Origin of the sequence: Nodularia spumigena CCY9414, from assembly GCF_000340565.2 — a bacterium.
Lineage (GTDB): Bacteria > Cyanobacteriota > Cyanobacteriia > Cyanobacteriales > Nostocaceae > Nodularia > Nodularia spumigena.
This window is the reverse complement of sequence record NZ_CP007203.1, coordinates 4,547,808-4,565,077: the sequence shown is the minus strand read 5'-3', so window position 1 is coordinate 4,565,077 and position 17,270 is coordinate 4,547,808. Positions and strand designations below refer to the sequence as shown.

General features: G+C 41.0%; 15 protein-coding genes. 9 read left to right on the top strand and 6 right to left on the bottom strand.

What is annotated here, in order from left to right; genetic code table 11:
• Nucleotides 1-122 precede the first annotated feature (122 nt).
• The 4 genes from NSP_RS19945 to NSP_RS19930 all read left to right on the top strand — a co-directional run bounded on the left by NSP_RS19945 (nt 123) and on the right by NSP_RS19930 (nt 4,871).
• On the top strand, nt 123-2,753 hold the full coding sequence (locus NSP_RS19945) for a trans-splicing intein-formed DNA polymerase III subunit alpha N-terminal partner DnaE-N (RefSeq protein ID WP_006198240.1): 2,631 nt from the start codon (nt 123-125) through the stop codon (nt 2,751-2,753).
• A gap of 223 nt (nt 2,754-2,976) precedes the next feature.
• Nucleotides 2,977-3,276 carry a type II toxin-antitoxin system HigB family toxin gene (locus NSP_RS25660; RefSeq protein WP_006198241.1) on the top strand — a complete coding sequence of 100 codons (300 nt, stop codon included), beginning with the start codon at nt 2,977-2,979 and terminating at the stop codon, nt 3,274-3,276.
• Nucleotides 3,260-3,661: a helix-turn-helix domain-containing protein gene (locus NSP_RS25655; protein WP_006198242.1), complete on the top strand. Its 402-nt coding sequence runs from the start codon at nt 3,260-3,262 to the stop codon at nt 3,659-3,661. Before NSP_RS25660 ends, NSP_RS25655 begins: the two co-directional genes overlap by 17 nt.
• A gap of 349 nt (nt 3,662-4,010) precedes the next feature.
• Entirely contained in the window at nt 4,011-4,871 is an 861-nt protein-coding gene (locus NSP_RS19930; protein ID WP_006198243.1) for a sulfurtransferase, read from the top strand.
• A 62-nt stretch (nt 4,872-4,933) separates the two neighbouring features.
• On the opposite strand, the gene NSP_RS19925 is transcribed toward NSP_RS19930, so the two are convergent.
• The 3 genes from NSP_RS19925 to NSP_RS19915 all read right to left on the bottom strand — a co-directional run bounded on the left by NSP_RS19925 (nt 4,934) and on the right by NSP_RS19915 (nt 7,476).
• The gene (locus NSP_RS19925) at nt 4,934-5,311 is read right to left on the bottom strand and encodes a hypothetical protein (RefSeq protein ID WP_006198244.1); all 378 of its coding nucleotides are present in this window, start codon (nt 5,309-5,311) and stop codon (nt 4,934-4,936) included.
• Nucleotides 5,312-5,433: 122 nt separating this feature from the next.
• Nucleotides 5,434-6,597: a glycosyltransferase gene (locus NSP_RS19920; protein WP_006198245.1), complete on the bottom strand. Its 1,164-nt coding sequence runs from the start codon at nt 6,595-6,597 to the stop codon at nt 5,434-5,436.
• A 435-nt stretch (nt 6,598-7,032) separates the two neighbouring features.
• Entirely contained in the window at nt 7,033-7,476 is a 444-nt protein-coding gene (locus NSP_RS19915) for an ATP-binding protein (RefSeq protein WP_006198246.1), read from the bottom strand.
• 32 nt (nt 7,477-7,508) lie between these two features.
• On the opposite strand from NSP_RS19915, the gene NSP_RS19910 reads away from it, so the two are divergent.
• A complete protein-coding gene (locus tag NSP_RS19910) occupies nt 7,509-7,691 on the top strand; it encodes a hypothetical protein (protein ID WP_006198247.1) in 183 nt (60 codons plus the stop codon).
• 82 nt (nt 7,692-7,773) lie between these two features.
• Here NSP_RS19910 and petD read toward each other — a convergent pair whose 3' ends face one another.
• Both petD and petB read right to left on the bottom strand, forming a co-directional pair.
• Nucleotides 7,774-8,256 carry a cytochrome b6-f complex subunit IV gene (petD, locus tag NSP_RS19905; protein WP_006198248.1) on the bottom strand — a complete coding sequence of 161 codons (483 nt, stop codon included), beginning with the start codon at nt 8,254-8,256 and terminating at the stop codon, nt 7,774-7,776.
• Nucleotides 8,257-8,560: 304 nt separating this feature from the next.
• On the bottom strand, nt 8,561-9,208 hold the full coding sequence (petB, locus tag NSP_RS19900) for a cytochrome b6 (RefSeq protein WP_006198249.1): 648 nt from the start codon (nt 9,206-9,208) through the stop codon (nt 8,561-8,563).
• Between the two features lie 487 nt (nt 9,209-9,695).
• Here petB and ctpA point away from each other — a divergent pair, with 487 nt between their 5' ends.
• Nucleotides 9,696-10,949 (top strand): carboxyl-terminal processing protease CtpA, encoded by a 1,254-nt coding sequence (ctpA, locus tag NSP_RS19895; RefSeq protein ID WP_017804367.1) that lies wholly within the window; start codon nt 9,696-9,698, stop codon nt 10,947-10,949.
• 198 nt (nt 10,950-11,147) lie between these two features.
• Here ctpA and NSP_RS19890 read toward each other — a convergent pair whose 3' ends face one another.
• On the bottom strand, nt 11,148-11,801 hold the full coding sequence (locus tag NSP_RS19890) for an MBL fold metallo-hydrolase (protein WP_042202815.1): 654 nt from the start codon (nt 11,799-11,801) through the stop codon (nt 11,148-11,150).
• Between the two features lie 221 nt (nt 11,802-12,022).
• Between NSP_RS19890 and NSP_RS19885 the strand changes: the two genes are divergently transcribed.
• The 3 genes from NSP_RS19885 to NSP_RS23755 all read left to right on the top strand — a co-directional run bounded on the left by NSP_RS19885 (nt 12,023) and on the right by NSP_RS23755 (nt 17,198).
• Nucleotides 12,023-13,288, top strand: a complete 1,266-nt coding sequence (locus NSP_RS19885) for a site-2 protease family protein (protein WP_006198253.1) — start codon at nt 12,023-12,025, stop codon at nt 13,286-13,288.
• 210 nt (nt 13,289-13,498) lie between these two features.
• Complete coding sequence (locus tag NSP_RS19880; RefSeq protein WP_006198254.1) at nt 13,499-14,107, top strand: hypothetical protein; 609 nt, start codon at nt 13,499-13,501, stop codon at nt 14,105-14,107.
• Nucleotides 14,108-14,603: 496 nt separating this feature from the next.
• On the top strand, nt 14,604-17,198 hold the full coding sequence (locus NSP_RS23755) for a bifunctional serine/threonine-protein kinase/ABC transporter substrate-binding protein (RefSeq protein WP_144360574.1): 2,595 nt from the start codon (nt 14,604-14,606) through the stop codon (nt 17,196-17,198).
• The last annotated feature ends 72 nt before the right edge of the window (nt 17,199-17,270 follow it).

Here is a 17,270-nt window from a genome sequence, read left to right as displayed (position 1 = left end):
TTCTCATACCTCACGAAACTAGAAAACGCTATAATTTGTAATTCGTAATTTAAAAAAATCAGGTGTCAATTTTGACCTTATGGTAGAAAATTGCTATCAGCTTGTGCTTGGAGAAGTATTATATGTCCTTTGTGCCGTTACATATTCATAGTGATTACAGTTTACTCGATGGAGCCAGTCAGCTACCGGAATTGGTAGATCATGCGATATCTTTGGGGATGAAGGCGATCGCACTCACCGATCACGGTGTCATGTATGGTGCGGTAGAATTAATTAAAATTTGCCGTAGTAAAAGTATTAAGCCAATTATTGGCAACGAAATGTATATTATTAACGGCGATTTCACTAAACAAGAACGCCGTCCTAAATATCATCAAGTCGTTTTAGCTAAAAATACTCAAGGTTATAAGAACTTAGTTAAAATTACCACAATTTCCCACCTCGACGGTGTGCAAGGAAAAGGAATTTTTTCGCGTCCTTGTATTAACAAAGATTTACTCAAACAATATCGAGAAGGGTTAATAGTCACCAGTGCTTGTTTAGGTGGAGAAATTCCCCAAGCTATCCTGAGTAATAGACCAGACGCAGCCCGGAAAATTGCCAAATGGTATAAAGAAATCTTTGGTGATGATTATTATTTAGAAATTCAAGACCACGGTTCCCAAGAAGACCGCATTGTTAACGTTGAAATCGTTAAAATTGCGCGGGAATTAAATATTAAATTTATTGCTACTAACGATTCTCATTTTATCTCTTGTTTTGATGTCGAAGCACACGACGCTTTGCTATGTATTCAAACTGGACAGCTAATTAGTGAAGATAAACGAATGCGTTATAGCGGCACAGAATATCTCAAATCTGCCGATGAGATGAAGCAGCTATTTCGTGACCATTTACCAGATGATATCATTGCCGAGGCGATCGCCACCACCGAAGAAGTCGCCGATAAAGTGGGCGTTTACGATATCATGGGTGATCCTCAAATTCCCACACCACCAATTCCCTCTGGTCATACTCCTGACACCTACGCCGAAGAAGTAGCTTGGAACGGATTATTAGAAAGATTAAATCGCAAATCCCGCAGCGAAGTTGATCCAGTCTATAAAGAGAGATTAGAATATGAATTAAAAATGCTGCAAACAATGGGTTTTTCTACATACTTTTTAGTGGTGTGGGATTACATCAAATTTGCCAGAGATAATAATATTCCTGTCGGTCCCGGTCGGGGTTCTGCGGCTGGTTCATTGGTTGCGTATGCTATGAAGATTACCAACATTGACCCAGTGCATCATGGCTTATTATTCGAGAGATTCTTGAACCCAGAACGTAAATCAATGCCTGATATTGATACAGATTTCTGCATTGAGAAACGTGATAAAGTCATTGAATATGTCACAGAAAAATATGGTAAAGATAGAGTTGCTCAAATTATCACATTTAACCGCTTAACGTCCAAAGCTGTGTTAAAAGATGTCGCCAGAGTATTGAATATTCCTTATGGGGAAGCAGATAAAATGGCGAAACTAATTCCAGTGGTGCGGGGTAAACCCACCAAACTGAAAGTGATGATTTCGGATAAAACTCCAGCCCCGGAATTTAAAGAAAGATATGATAATAATGCTCATGTGCGCCATTGGCTGGATATGGCCATCCGCATTGAAGGAACTAACAAAAACTTTGGTGTCCACGCAGCCGGCGTAGTTATATCTGCTGACCCCTTAGATGAAATTGTCCCGCTTCAAAGAAATAATGACGGTTCAGTAATTACCCAGTATTTCATGGAAGACTTGGAATCAATGGGTTTGTTAAAAATGGATTTTCTAGGGTTACGTAACCTGACACTAATTCAAAGGACAATTGATTTAATTGAAGAAACAAAAGGCTATCGCATTGACCCAGATGAAATTACAGGTCAGGAAAGAAAAGCGCAGAAAATCTTAGCCAAAGGTGAACATAGCAACCTACCCAAAGATGTCAAAAAATCTTATGAACTTTTAGAAGCTGGGGAATTAGAAGGAATATTTCAATTAGAATCTTCAGGAATGCGTCAAATAGTCCGAGATTTGAAACCTTCTAATATTGAAGATATTTCTTCGATTTTGGCGCTGTATCGACCAGGCCCCTTAGACGCGGGACTAATTCCCAAATTTATTAACCGCAAACACGGAAGGGAAGCAATTGATTATCAAAGTGCTATTTTAGAACCAATATTAAATGAAACCTATGGAATCATGGTTTATCAAGAGCAAATCATGAAAATTGCTCAAGATATGGCCGGATATTCTCTAGGACAAGCCGACTTGCTGCGCCGCGCAATGGGTAAAAAGAAAGTTTCTGAGATGCAAAAGCAGCGAGAAAAATTCGTAGATGGTGCGGCGAAGAATGGAGTAAAAAAACAAGTAGCTGATGAATTATTTGAGCAAATGTTGAAGTTTGCCGAATATTGTTTAAGCTATGATACAGAGATTTTAACAGTAGAATATGGCTATATTCCCATTGGGGAAATTGTCGAAAAAGCCATTGAATGTAGTGTTTACAGCGTTGATAATAATGGTAATGTTTACACTCAACCCATTGCACAGTGGCATAATCGGGGAGAGCAAGAAGTATTTGAATATAGTCTAGAAGATGGTTCAACTATTCGCGCCACAAAAGACCATAAATTCATGACCACTGACGGGCAAATGTTACCAATTGATGAAATATTTGCCCAGGAATTAGACTTGCTGCAAGTGCATGGTTTACCGAAGTAAGAACCCCACCCCAACCCCTCCCCCTTCGGGTTCACCAGTCGCCTACGGTGGGAAACCCGCCTACAGCGCTGGTTCACCGCAAGCGAGGAGGGGCTTTGTAGGTAGTGAGGACTTTAGTCCTCTCCATCTCCTATCAGAAACCCTACACAAACGAATCGGGAAGGGCTAGAGTCGCTTACTACGAGCTTATTTTATTTGTTAGCTAATCTTGTTATCAGGGAAAATGCACGTTATTAGTTTTAGAATCTTAAGAGAATATGCACAAAACCATGCAGATTGTCAGGAAGCCCTAAACAATTGGTATAAGGTTGCTATTAAAGCGAGATGGTCAAAATTAGTTGAAGTACAGCAGGTTTTTCCTAAAGCAGAAGCCGTTAGTAATTTTACTGTTTTCAATATTAAGGGGAATAAATATCGCTTGATTGTTAGTATAGATTATGAAGGGCAGTTAATTTATATTAAATATATCCTCACTCACGCTGAATATGATAAGGAGAATTGGAAAGATGACCCTTACTTTTAATCTAGATAAATACAAGGAATTATTAACAGCTTATCTTCCCAAGCTTATCAAGACTGAAGCAGAAAATGAGCAAGCTTTAGCGATAGTTGAAGATTTAATGCACCGGGAACGCACTCCTGAAGAAAATGAAGTTTATCAGTTGTTAATTACTTTAATTGAAAAGTTTGAACAAGAATATTATCAGCCAAGCCAGCAGAAGAATCCTCGAGATATGTTGTTATTTATTTTAGAGGAATCTGATAAAAACAAAGAAGATTTAGTAGCGGTTTTAGGGAGTGAAGATATATTTAATAATATTGTCAATGGACAAGAGAAGATAAATACAGAACAATCTCGGAAGCTAGGATATTTTTTTCATGTAGATTCTAGTTTATTTATGGAATAAGAATTAAGTATTGTAGTGGCGCGTTAGGATGAAGTAACGCACCATTATTAAGACTTTAATCCATTTCTCTGGAGATGTTTTTAGGGAATGACTCTATAAAATAATCCTACTCAGGATTTCTATAACCCTCAATAGTTGCAACTGTAATATTAACAAAAGGGTTATCTAAAACTTCCTTTAAGCACTTGTTTCTTCTCTTTCTCCCTTGGCGTACTTGGCGTACTTGGCGGTTCGTAAAAAAAAGTTATTCCAAAACATTCAAGATTTATTCTTCTGTGATATTAACTTCAAAGTGCCAATATCCAGGACGCGATAATGCTTAATGGCACGTTAACAGGAAAATAATATCTTGGATACAAAATTACTGATTTCCCCCCAAGAACTCACATCTTTGTTAGCAGAAGATTCATCACAAATTGCCATTATTGATACCCGCAGTCCTGAAGAATATATTAAATCCCATCTTCCTGGTGCTATCAATATCCGAGAATTATTTACTTACCTTTTAGAAAACTCTCAAGCTGACGGATTAAAGAAATTATCCCAGCATTTTTCTGAACTGTTGAGTAAAGCCGGAATTTCTGGTGCAGAAAAGTTGATTGTCTATGAAGATGCTTTAAATCAGGGTTATGGGCAGTCTTGTAGAGCAGCTTTTTTGCTGAAGTATTTAGGTTGTACTCAAGTATCTGTGCTGCACGGGGGTTATAAAGCCTGGCTAACGGCTGGATTACCTACCACTCAAGGGGAAGTACCTATTCGTAAAAGCAAGGTATTTACAGCGCATCCTGACGCGGCAATCATGGTGACTACAGAAGAGATGTTACAGGCTCTGGATGACCCGAAAATTATAAAATTAGATGTGCGCGATCGCAATGAATGGCAAGGACTAAGTTCTTCTCCCTACAGTCCTGATTTTTGTCCCCGCAAAGGCAGAATCCCGAATGCTGTATGGTTGGAATGGCATCGTTTAATGAATTGCGACGCTGAAATCCCGATGTTTCGCTCACCAGCAGAAATTTTAGAAATTTGTCAATCTGTGGGTATTACTTCCCATGCAAAAGTGTATATTTATTGCTTTAAAGGTTCCAGGGCTGCTAATACAATGATTGCTTTACAACAAGCTGGTATTTATAGCAGAAATTATTTTGGTTCTTGGAATGAATGGTCTCGCGATTTCTCTCTACCAATTGATCACCGAATCATAATATAAATCTTGTGGGTGAGGGCAAAGATGCCCGCCCTGATTTCAGTAATTATACATATACCGTCGGTTCACTTTTGTTCTTCTAGTGATTTGGCTGGTATTTCAATTGCTTTAATGTCAATTGTGCCTTCTGGTGTGAAGCGCTGAAAATGACCTTGTGTGACTGATAATTGCTCTCCACAATTAGGACACTGCAACTGAGTGTTATTCAAGCCTGTAAATTCATAATTGCAGACAGGACATTGATCATTAACTAAATTGCGTTGTAACCACCAGCGAAACCCGAAGAAGGCGACAACGGGTGTCAAGAACAGCAAACCAAAGATAATTAACAACGAATTCACCAACCATCCTAAGCCTAATGATGCTAGCAACCAGAAAACTGCTAACACCGTGAGCCAAGGGCGAAGATTTTCAAGACTCAATTGCAAAGATTTTAGGCTCATTTTTTAAATTATTGTCTTGCTCTTCCTCTAGGATAGCGAGTTTAATGGAGAGTCAAAAGCCCAAAGTCAACTACCAAAAGTCAAGAATTATTAATTGAGTCTTGGGACTATGGGCTGACTACTTAGGATAAAAGCAGTTCTTGTAAACGCTGTTGAAAGGCTTTCATCCCAAAAAGTGCGATCGCCTGTTCTCTTAACCATTCCCCATCACAACGCTGATCGTCACCTTGGAGAATTTCAATACAAGCTGTTGCTACCGCCTCTGGGTCGCGGTGCGGAACTCGCCACCCCAGTTTACCATCCTGCAAGGGGTCAGCCGAGCCATCGTCATCACCGGATAGCACTGGGACACCGCAAGCCATCGCCTCTAAATAAACGATACCAAAGCCTTCTTGAGAGGGCATAATATAAGCATCAGCGAGGCGATAGTGGGCGATTAATTGTTCTGTCGGCACAAAACCCGCAAACACCACGCGATCGCTCACCCCTAAATCTTCTGCTAACTGGGCTAATCGTGGTTGGTCATCGCCCCGACCAATTACCAAATATTTGACTTCTGGGAACACTTGTGCTAATCGGGGTAGGGCGCGAATTGTCACATCTACACCTTTGTAAATATCTCCTGACCACAATCGCGCCACGGTCATTAATACTTTAGTACCACCTAAGCCATACTGCTCAATTAATTCTGGCTGTTTAGAACCAGGAGTAAATTGCTCACCATCAATGGCACAAGGTAGCATCTTGATTTTTTCACAGTTTAGACCATTGGCAGCACAAGCGCGATCGCGGCTGTAGCGGCTAATTGTCCATATGGAATTTGCTGATGCTAAAGCATCTGTTTCACTGTTTTTCAGAGGTTCCCAAACTTCTTTACCATAAGTGAGGACTGTGTAGGGAATACCCAACGGTTGGCATAGAGTTTTAATTAGTACAGCTAAATTAATATGACCGCAATAAACGTGTTGGGGGCGTTTTTGTAAAAAAAATTTCAACAGAGCCACGGCCATTTTCAGCCGCCCCATTTGAGGCGACTGATTTTGAAAGTAATGAAATTTTAAATTATCGGACTCCCAAGGATTTGAGTGGTCAACGCTATCTCGCAACAAAAACACTTCGGCTCTACAGTCAGCACCAAATCCCGAATAAGCATGAAAAATATCCTTAACATAAGATTGAATCCCACCTTCGCGAGCAAAAATCTCTAAGAACACGAAGACATGATCAGCTTGTTTGTTAAGTCTATGATCCGAATTGAGCTTTGCTTTGACTGTACCAATCCCCATTTAAAGTTCAGTAAAATAAGGTAAAAATCACTGACGATTAATTTTGAACCTCCCCACGTCTAAAGCCAGGGGATTCTTGCCTACCTGAAAAAGGCGACAACGGGACATTCAAGTATCCCTCTACTCACTCAAAGAGCTTTTGCTCTCATTCGCGCATACTTTCTGAGTCCTTCATATTTTAAAGATGAACGCTCCATATCCTGCCATTATTCGCCCTTTAACTATTCCGAATCGAGTCGGATATGTCCGTTGCCGGGATTGCTCCGTACTAGGATACTTCAATGCGCTGAAGGTTATTCCTACTTGTTTTCTCGCTAATCTATTTTAACACTGTGGCTAAAGCCACGCAATCGTTTGACGGAACTTAAAAGTTCTTACCGCCTTCTCCCCATGCCTAAAGTCAGGGGCTTGCGTCTCGTTTTTCGGTCAACTCTTCTACTTTTTATCTTCTCTAGCATATTTGAGAATCAGTAAACAATTTTTACCATCGGCACTGCGTTCGTAGACAACATGGTCAGCCAATCGTCGCAGGAGAAACCAGCCATATCCCCCTACTTGGAGTGTACCTGGCTGTGGCTCGGCGATCGCATCAGGGTTGAAGGGTTTTCCGTGATCCCAAATTCTGATTTCCAGTCTGTCAATCCACAGACTAACTTCAATCTCTATGGTCGTTTCTGGTGGTAAAGCACCATGAGCGTGACGAACTGCGTTGGTAAAACCCTCCGCTAATGCTAAATTGAGGCGATACAATTGGCTTTCTGACCAGCCAAATTGTGACAAATATTTTAGACTGAATCGCTCAAACCATTGTTGTACGTAGTTTAGGAGCTTTAGTTCGCTCTTCACCGCCAGATGGTCTTGCTGCACTATGCTAAGCATTGACCTTGACTTGAATATAACTTTCGTAAAAAATGTCTGTATTTGTTGCTTTTTGGCAACTTTCCCGTTGGGAATATATTTTTTCTCCCCAACTCAAAACTCCAGATACTACCTGGATTACTAAAATTGACACCTGTAGGTTTCAAAATTACATCGGCCAATATGAGCAACTTTCAAAGAACACTTCTGTGGTGATTGCTTGGTGCAGTTTTTAGCAAGTAAACTTGCTGCTATCAACTGCTTAATTTGGTAGATGATCTGAAAACTACAGGTGTCAAAGGCTATTTGCTGCCTAGCTTAGAACAATCCCAATGTCAAGGATTTATCCAATGGTAAAGCAGCACCAATACCGAGCCACAGGGTGACAAGTGTACCAAAGAGGAACACTGTGGTCGCCACTGGACGACGGAAGGGGTTTTGGAACTTGTTCACGTTCTCAATAAAAGGAACGAGAATGAGTCCCAGAGGCACAGCAGCCATTGCTAACACTCCTAAAAGTTTGTTAGGAAGCGATCGCAAAATCTGGAATACAGGATACAAATACCATTCTGGTAAAATTTCCAAAGGTGTAGCAAAAGGATTTGCTGGTTCACCTGTCATTGCAGGGTCTAGCACAGCTAGAGCCACAATACAAGCAAATGAACCCATGATCACAATGGGAAATACATACAGTAAGTCATTAGGCCAAGCGGGTTCACCATAGTAATTGTGACCCATGCCCTTGGCGAGTTTAGCTCTTAACTGAGGATCACTCAGATCGGGTTTTTTTTGCGTTGACATATTTTAATGCGCTCTCCTGCTCAAATTCGGTTAAAGCATTTGTATCAGCCATCAGCGTTTAGACCAACCCATTACAGCACGGAGTAAATAGCACAACCATCTCAAATCATTTTTGACTTTTGACTTTTGACTTTTGAATTCCGCTTTGCGGTTGGGGTTTACAGCTTTCAGCTTCAAATACAAGTCTTTGCTCTTATTGTCGCTTATAAGATATTATTTGCTCATTTCTCATAAGTTTAAAACAAACATCTGCATCTGGAAACTGAAAGCTGTGGCCTTTTTGCATTTTGGCTTAATTATCAGATTACAAAGGACCGGAAATACCTTGCTTGCGGATCATCAAGAAGTGGAACAGCATGAACACCGCAATTAACCAAGGTAGTACAAAGGTGTGAGCGCTATAGTAGCGAGTCAGCGTTGCTTGACCAACACTAGAACCACCGCGTAACATATCAGAAATAAAAACACCAACTACGGGAATTGCTTCTGGTACGCCACTAACGATTTTTACAGCCCAGTAACCAACTTGATCCCAAGGTAGGGAATAGCCTGTCACACCAAAAGAAACGGTGATTACAGCTAGGATGACACCACTTACCCAAGTCAACTCACGGGGCTTTTTGAAGCCACCTGTGAGGTACACCCGGAAGGTGTGCAGAATCATCATTAACACCATCATGCTGGCAGACCAGCGATGAATAGAGCGAATCAGCCAGCCGAAGCTGACATCATTCATGATGTACTCTACCGAAGAGTAAGCTTCAGCCACTGTGGGCTTATAGTAGAAGGTCATCGCAAATCCAGTAGCAAACTGAATCAGAAAGCAAACTAGGGTAATTCCGCCCAAGCAATAAAAAATATTTACATGGGGAGGGACATACTTGCTAGTTACGTCCTCAGCGAGCGCTTCCAGTTCTAAGCGCTCCTCAAACCAGTCGTAAACGTTGGCCATACAATCTCAAGTTCCTAAAAATCGGTTGCGGTTGATCAATCTCCCAATTAACAAGTTTGGGATTTTCACAAAGGGGAGTTTGTTTGTTGGCTTTTGAGCCTTCAGAATGATAAGACTTTTCAGAAACTTAACACTCTGTAAATATGGAATATATTGCGTTCTCTTGGCAACCCAACACCCAAAATGCTGTACACCAAGTCGATCTTATCGTTTTCATCAGTGGAATGCATTTCATCAGTTTTTCAACAAGTTGATGAGAGGAATGCAACACTTCTATAAAAAAAGTAACATAGTTGAGATATAGATTTCATCAACGACGAGGTAACTAGTACAGGTCTGCGGAAATAAAACCACAATTCTAAGTCAATGAAAAGCCTATAGAATAAGGTTTTTGACTTTTGACTTTTGACTTTTAACTTCCGCCCTGCGGTGCTAGGCATTTTTCGGCAGCATTTTTCGGCAATTTGGGATCAGGTGGAATTTGGAAATGGGGTTCATGCAAAAACAGGTTTTTCGGCTAGGATTTTCACTGCTAGTGGCATTTTGGTTGGCGCTGGGCGCTCTGGTCCAACCAGCAGCAGCTTTAACGGATGAGCAAAAATTAGTTTCAGAAGTTTGGCGAATTGTCAATCGGACTTATTTAGATGAGACCTTTAATCATCAAAATTGGTCGCAGGCTAGGCAAAAAGCGCTGGAGAAGCCGCTCAAAAATAATGAAGCCGCTTATGCAGCCATTCAGAAAATGCTCAAGACTTTGGGTGATCCTTTTACCCGCTTTTTAGACCCGCAGCAGTACCGCAGTTTGCAGGTGAGTACTTCTGGTGAATTGACTGGGGTGGGGTTGCAAATTGCGCTCAATCCAGAGACGGGAAAGCTGGAAGTAGTGACTCCCATTCTGGATTCACCAGCAGATGCAGCCGGGATTAAACCTCGCGATCGCATTCTCAAAATTGAAGGCATTCTCACAGAAAATTTGACTCTTGACGAAGCAGCGACCAGAATGCGGGGGCCTGTTGGTAGTTCCGTCACGCTTTTGATTGAACGAGATGGGATAGGAGAAAAAGAAGTCAGAATAGTGCGCGATCGCATTGAGCTTAACCCTGTGGTAGCAGACCTGCGTTTTTCTCCTCAAGGTACGCCCATTGGCTACCTGCGCCTGACTCAATTCAACGCTAACGCCTCAATGGAATTAGCACACGCTATTTCTAGTTTAGAGAAAAAAGGCGCAGCTGCATATATTTTAGATTTGCGAAATAATCCTGGAGGGTTATTACAATCAGGAATTGAAATTGCCCGTCTGTGGTTGAATTCCGGTACCATCGTCTACACGGTAAATCGCCAAGGTATTCAGGGCAGTTTTGAATCATTTGGCCCAGCCTTGACAGACGATCCTCTGGTGATTTTAGTCAATGAAGGAACCGCCAGCGCCAGTGAAATTCTCGCCGGAGCGCTGCAAGATAACGGTCGTGCCACCTTGGTCGGGGAAACTACCTTTGGTAAAGGCTTAATTCAGTCCTTGTTTGAATTATCCGATGGTTCTGGATTAGCAGTCACCATTGCTAAGTATGAAACACCTCAGCATCGGGATATTAATAAATTAGGCATTAAGCCAGATACCGTGATTTCCCAAGAATCAATTACCCGCGCCCAAATTTCCACAGAAGCTGATTTGCAATATCAAGCAGCTGTGGAATTATTGAAAACAAATTCCGTCTTGGCGGGAGTGGGGAGTGGGGAGTAGGGAGTAAGAAGAGGCAGGGGGGCAGGGTGCAGGGTGCAGGGGGGACAAGAGGCAGGGGGCAGGGTGCAGGGTGCAGGGGGGACAAGAGGCAGGGGGCAGGGTGCAGGGGGGCAGGGTGCAGGGGGCAGGGTGCAGGGTGCAGGGGGGACAAGAGGGTAACTTCCCAATGACCAATGACCAATGACTAATGACTAATGACTAATGACTAATGACTAGACGATGGTAAGCATTATCTATGACACGTTTCCCTCGGAGGAAGCCAGTGTTAGCACCGGGACAAATGTACTGGAGTGTTTCTGGTGTAAAACTTTCTAGGATTAATTTCAGACTTTTAATTTGTCTAGGCCAGTGAAAGGTTTTGGCTGTGCGAAAAGGCACTGGCTCACCTTCCTGGTTGGGAACTAAATGGCGGCCAGAAAATATCACACCGCCTAAATCACTGTAGTAAAGGCAAGATGAACCGGGGGAATGGCCAGGTGTCCAAATTACCCTAGATTTGGAATTGAGTGTGAATTCCTGGGTAAAGCTGGTGACAGTTAATCCAGGTAATAAATATGCTTCTTGCTCTTGAATCAGCACTTCGCAGCCAAAGGTTTGCTGAATTTCTGCTGTTTTACCAATCGCATCTCGATGAGTAATAAATAACCAACGCACTCCACCATGCGATCGCATAAAATCTTGATTTGTGGCATCGTCCGCAGGAGAATCTATCAGGATATTGCCTTCATTTCCCACAATCAGGTAAGAGGTTCCCCCTAATGTGTCCCGATTTGGTGGAAAGGCAAAGATATTATCTAACACCGGACGCGGTTGTTTAGCTGTCTGACTTGGCTGTTGAGGTAAGGCGTGCATGGGCAAAAACCGAAACTGAAAAGGTGCTAAGATATAAGCTAATCGTGCGAGTTGAGGAAAGCGAGATTTTGGCAAGACTGAAAATATCAAAAACTCCTTGAGTACGGTAGGGCATACCGGAATTTACGCTTTATGAGAATTGACCTCTACTCCGGTTGGAGTAATCCTGCCAGAGCAAGTTAGCTCGTTAATTAAAGAATCTCTGTGTGTCAAACCTGAGAGTGTCAAACTGGCTATTGTTTCAATGGGGTCGGAGAACACTAAGAGATACACAAACTCAACCCCAGACTATAGAATCACAATCGGCTATCCATCCTACCGCAGAATCAGTACCAGTGCGTCCCATTGAACCAACGGAAGAAACCCAACTCAGAAATTGTTTTCCCTGGTCTGTTTACTATATCCACAATATTGAGTATAGACCCCAGGCTGTGATCTGTCGGGGTCAGATCAGAACAACACCGACTCAGGCTTATCAGCAGATTAAGGCCAATATTGAAGCAGAATTTGGCGATCGCTTTCTACTGATTTTTCAAGAAGGTTTCAATGGCAAACCTTTCTTTGTACTTGTTCCTAATACTCAAGCAACCAGAAATACCAGCCAGCCAGACCAAATCACACGTCCAGGATTAGCTTTATTTTTGGTAATAGCTACTTTAGTCACTACTACTTTGGTGGGCGCGACCATCGCCGGCGCTGATGCCAAACAACTCGCATCTGACCCCAGTATTTTGTGGCAAGGATTGCCCTATGCTTTAGGGCTGATGACTATTTTGGGTATCCACGAACTTGGTCATTATTTGACAGCGCGATACTACAAAATTCGGGCGACACTGCCTTATTTTATTCCTCTGCCCGTCTTTTTAGGCACTTTTGGCGCATTTATTCAAATGCGTAGTCCAATTCCTCATCGCAAAGCTTTATTTGATGTCAGCATTGCTGGACCACTGGCAGGTTTTGTGATCACTTTACCCTTACTCCTCTGGGGTTTGGTTAATTCGGAAGTGGTGACTATGACTAACCAAACAGGACTATTAAACCCGGAAGCTCTCAATCCCAAATCTTCAATTTTATTAGCATTGCTCTCCAAACTAGCATTAGGAAGCCAGTTAACTGCAACATCAGCAATTAACCTTCATCCTATAGCGATCGCTGGTTTTCTGGGACTAATCGTCACAGCTTTGAATTTGATGCCTGTAGGACAATTAGATGGAGGTCACATCGTTCATGCGATGTTTGGGCAGAAAACCGCAATAGTCATTGGTCAAATTTCCCGCTTATTATTACTACTGCTCTCTTTAGTGCAGCAAGGATTTTTGCTCTGGGCAATTATCTTATTATTCATCCCCTTAATTGATGAACCTGCCTTGAATGATGTCACGGAACTCGATAATAAACGTGACATTTTAGGCTTGATGGCAATGGCATTGTTGATTATTATTGTGCTGCCACTACCGCAGGCGATCGCTAACTTGCTGCAAATTTAAGTAAATACTCGCAACTTTTTCTTAAATAGGGAACAGGAATGGGCAACCTTAACTGAACGGTACTGCCCTACCCCCTACTCCTTTGTGATGATTAAATGAACTTTTTCTGAGCCAAAACTGAGGGTTGCTCTGACTTTTTTATACGTGGTAAACCTTTAATTATAGTTCAGCGAAGAGATATCAATTTAACATCCATAAGGAGATACAGTCATGCTATTTACAAATCCTCTAACTATAGCTGCCACTTCTTTTGTACTAGTTCTTGGCACGCAGAACCCAGCAGTAGCCTTGGTTAATCCATCCATTTCTGCCATTGAATCAGTATCTAGTACTACTAAAGTCCGGACACCCAAACAGCCTATTCTCATTGCTGAAAACGATACATATTGGGGTCCAAATCGGGATTTTAAAATTTTGATGCCCGGTAAAACTGTAACAAATACAGCCGATCAATTGATATCTGTCAGTGCTACTGAGTCCGTGTACATGGTCATACACAGAAACTTTCCACAAGCTTCCAGGATACCTATTCCACAGTTGCGGCAAGTGTTACAAAGTGCAATGAGGGAAAGTATTGGTCTTGATGGCAAGATTATTCAAACTACTAATCTAGTAATTAATCAACATCCTGGATTGGAGTTACTCATGCAACATTCTGATGGAACTCTGGGAAAATATCGGGCATTTCTGGTGAATCAGCGTTTTTATTTGATGGGGACTTTAACAAAAAATGAGTTAACCACAGAATCTGTTAACTTCTTCGATTCTTTTCGGGTTTATCCTGAGAACATTACTTATTCAAATTGGGATGTTTATTAATGGTTGAAGTGCCAAGTTATGTTTGGCATACTTGTTGCTAAAACGTGAGCGATTTTAATTATTACCGGAAATAATTAAAATCGCCGCTAGAAGTCGCGGAACCATCTACACAAATTCCGCGGCTCAACTGACTTGTACTGAGCCTTGTCGAAGTAGCTTCGCCCAACTTCCTACGCGGACTAACCTCAAAATTAGGGTTTCAAATTTAATCTGACGGGAGCTTTTATAGACTTATTTCTATGCAATCTATAGAATATTCTTCTTGCCAAAAATGCAAGTTTACGCATATTGCCAAAAATATGACTATGGTTCAGAATTAATACGTAAAGAAAAATTCTGAGGAGGTAAATGTAAGTTCAAGTAAAAACCTAAGTATTGATTGGTAAATTTGTCATGTACCACACACACCATACAGTAGAGTGCTAAACTAAAACAATTTGTTTTTTATCAAGTGTGTAGCTAATCTAGCCAAAGTAAAGCTGAAGGTGAATAAATTGTGAATAGCGATACCTCTCAGAAGTTTGATGTTTTCTGTACTCGTCCTGGTTGTAATCACCCTCAAAATTTTATTTCACAGAAAGATATCGATTCTCCTGATATTAGAAAAAAAATATGTTGCCATAATTGCGGAATGCCCTTGATTTTGCAAGGGCGTTTCTTGCCAAAACGGTTATTAGTATCAGAGCAAGAACAAGGCGGAATCGGCATAACTTTTCTAGGAGAGGATCTTGACTTTGAGAAAGAGCTGCGCGTAATTAAACAGTTACACCCTAGACAAACCCTGAGTTCGACACTGATGCAACGAGTGGAAGAATCGTTTAAGCGTGAAGCGAAGATTCTATCAAAACTGAACTATCAACAAATTCCTAGAGCATGGGCATTTTTTGTGGTGGAAGCTGATTCAAGCAAGTATCCGCCAAAGTTTTTTTATTTGGTGCAAGATTACATCGAAGGTGAAAATTTATCTCAGATATTAAAGAAACAAAGGAAGTTTTCTGAGGCGGAAGTTCTCGATATTCTCAAAGAAATTTTAAAAATACTCACGTATATTCATAATTATGATCACAAATTAAAAACTATACACAGGGATATTAAACCTGCCAACATCATGCGCCGTCAGAGCGATGGACAGCTATATTTGATAGATTTTGGTGCAGTTAAGCAGGTAACAGAAGGATTACCTGGATTATCTGCCGAAACAACATCTATGATGTTCACTCCTGCGTTTGCGCCACCTGAGCAACACGATCAAGCTGAAGTATCTCCTGCATCAGATTTATATGCCTTAGCGACAACTTGTGTGTCTTTGCTGACAGGGTGTAAAAACCCCAATCAGCTGCTGTTTAATTCAAATTGGAAAGAACACGCAAATGTCAGCAATCATAATTTTGCCAATGTTATAGACTCAATGCTCAAATACGAGAAAGGAGACAGGCCTCAGTCTGCCCAAGACGTGCTTGATGCTCTTGCTGAAAAACAACCTAATCCGCTTCAGCCGTTGCTCGATTGGCTGAAAAAATTTCCTCAACAACGGCGTTGGATAATTTTAGCTGGTTTGGCTTTATTAGGAGTAGCGATCGCTATTATTTTAAATTTTATAGAAACAACATCATCAGAGCCACATTTATCCCAATACTTTAGCCGGGGAGAAAACGCTTTAATTAATGAGAACCCAGCAACTTCTCGCATCCCACAATGCACAGATGCTTATGAGTTAAAACTAAAAGGCATAGATGCCTTTAGAGAGGCTAGCTCTTTAGATTCTGTAGCAGGTTTTCGACAAGCAGAAAATTATTTCAAAGAAGCCACAGATAAATTTAGAGAAGGTGCTGTTCAAACGGCTGATAGCGAAAATAAATGTCAAGTTGATCCAGAAACATTGATTTACTATTATAACTCCAAAGCTGCTCAAAATGCCCGTGATCTGCCCACAATCGCAGTTGTTATTCCCAGTGTTCCTGAATTTCGTGGTACTGCTCTAGAAATATTGCGTGGTGTTGCCCAAGTTCAAAGTATACAAAGCACAGCAGATAGTCCCGTATTTCAGATAATAATAGTAAAAGATAATAGTAATAACCCAGAAAAATTCACAGAAATAGTTAAGAAACTCTCCAATCAAAATAATAATATTCCAGGAGAACTAGAATATTTTAAGGATAGTCAAATATTAGGAGTTATTGGACACTCTACAAGCGACGATACTTGGAAAGCAGGAGCTATTTATCAAGAACAACAACTTGTCTTAATTTCACCCACAAGCACTGCTGTGAGGAAGCCAAATCCAGATAATCAATATGTTTTCCGCACAGCTGCTGATGACTATATTGCGGCTACAAACCTAGCTAAATACTATTTAAATAATCAGCCGCAACAAGGAAAAATACTAATACTTTTTGAATCTGAGAGTCAATATAGTGAATCTTTGAAAGAAGAATTTGCTAGAACTTTGTTGAGATTGTCTCCAAATAGAAGACCTACCTTGATTCAAGAGTATTGTGATTTATCGACTCAAACCAACTCAAAAGATTGCATTAAAAAAGCAACAGCAGCAAATGTGCAAGCTTTGATGTTGGCTCCCAGTCGTAACCATCTGGAAACAGCACTAGAAATTACTAAAAAGGCCAAGGACAATGCAAAATCCGAAAATCGAGATTTGCAACTCTTAGCAGGAGATGTTCTATATGGCAAAGAAACGTTTGAGAAACTAGGAAATCTTGCCAATGGTATGGTAGTTGCTGTGTCTTCTCATGCCGATATTGCTAACAGTGATTTTACACAAAAAGCCATCGAACTTTGGTCAACAGCAAAAGTCAGTTGGAGGACTCTTACTTCCTATGACGCAGCACAGTCATTTTTCCAAGCTTTGACGGAACTGAGTCCGGATGGCAGAATTAATCCCACCCGTGAAGAAGTATACCAAAAATTAAAAACTATTTCAGCACCTGGTGCTACTCAGGTAAGCGTTGAATTTGATACTTATGGAGACCGCAAAGAAGCCATAGGTGTTGGCATTTTAGCACAAGCTAGTTCTAGTGACGGCTCAAGTGATGAATATCGCTTTACTTATCTGGAAACTCCAGAACGGAAATAATTTTTTTACTATTTTAAACAACGTCCAATCATATTAAACTTGACCAATAAATACATTTAAATTTATGCCTAA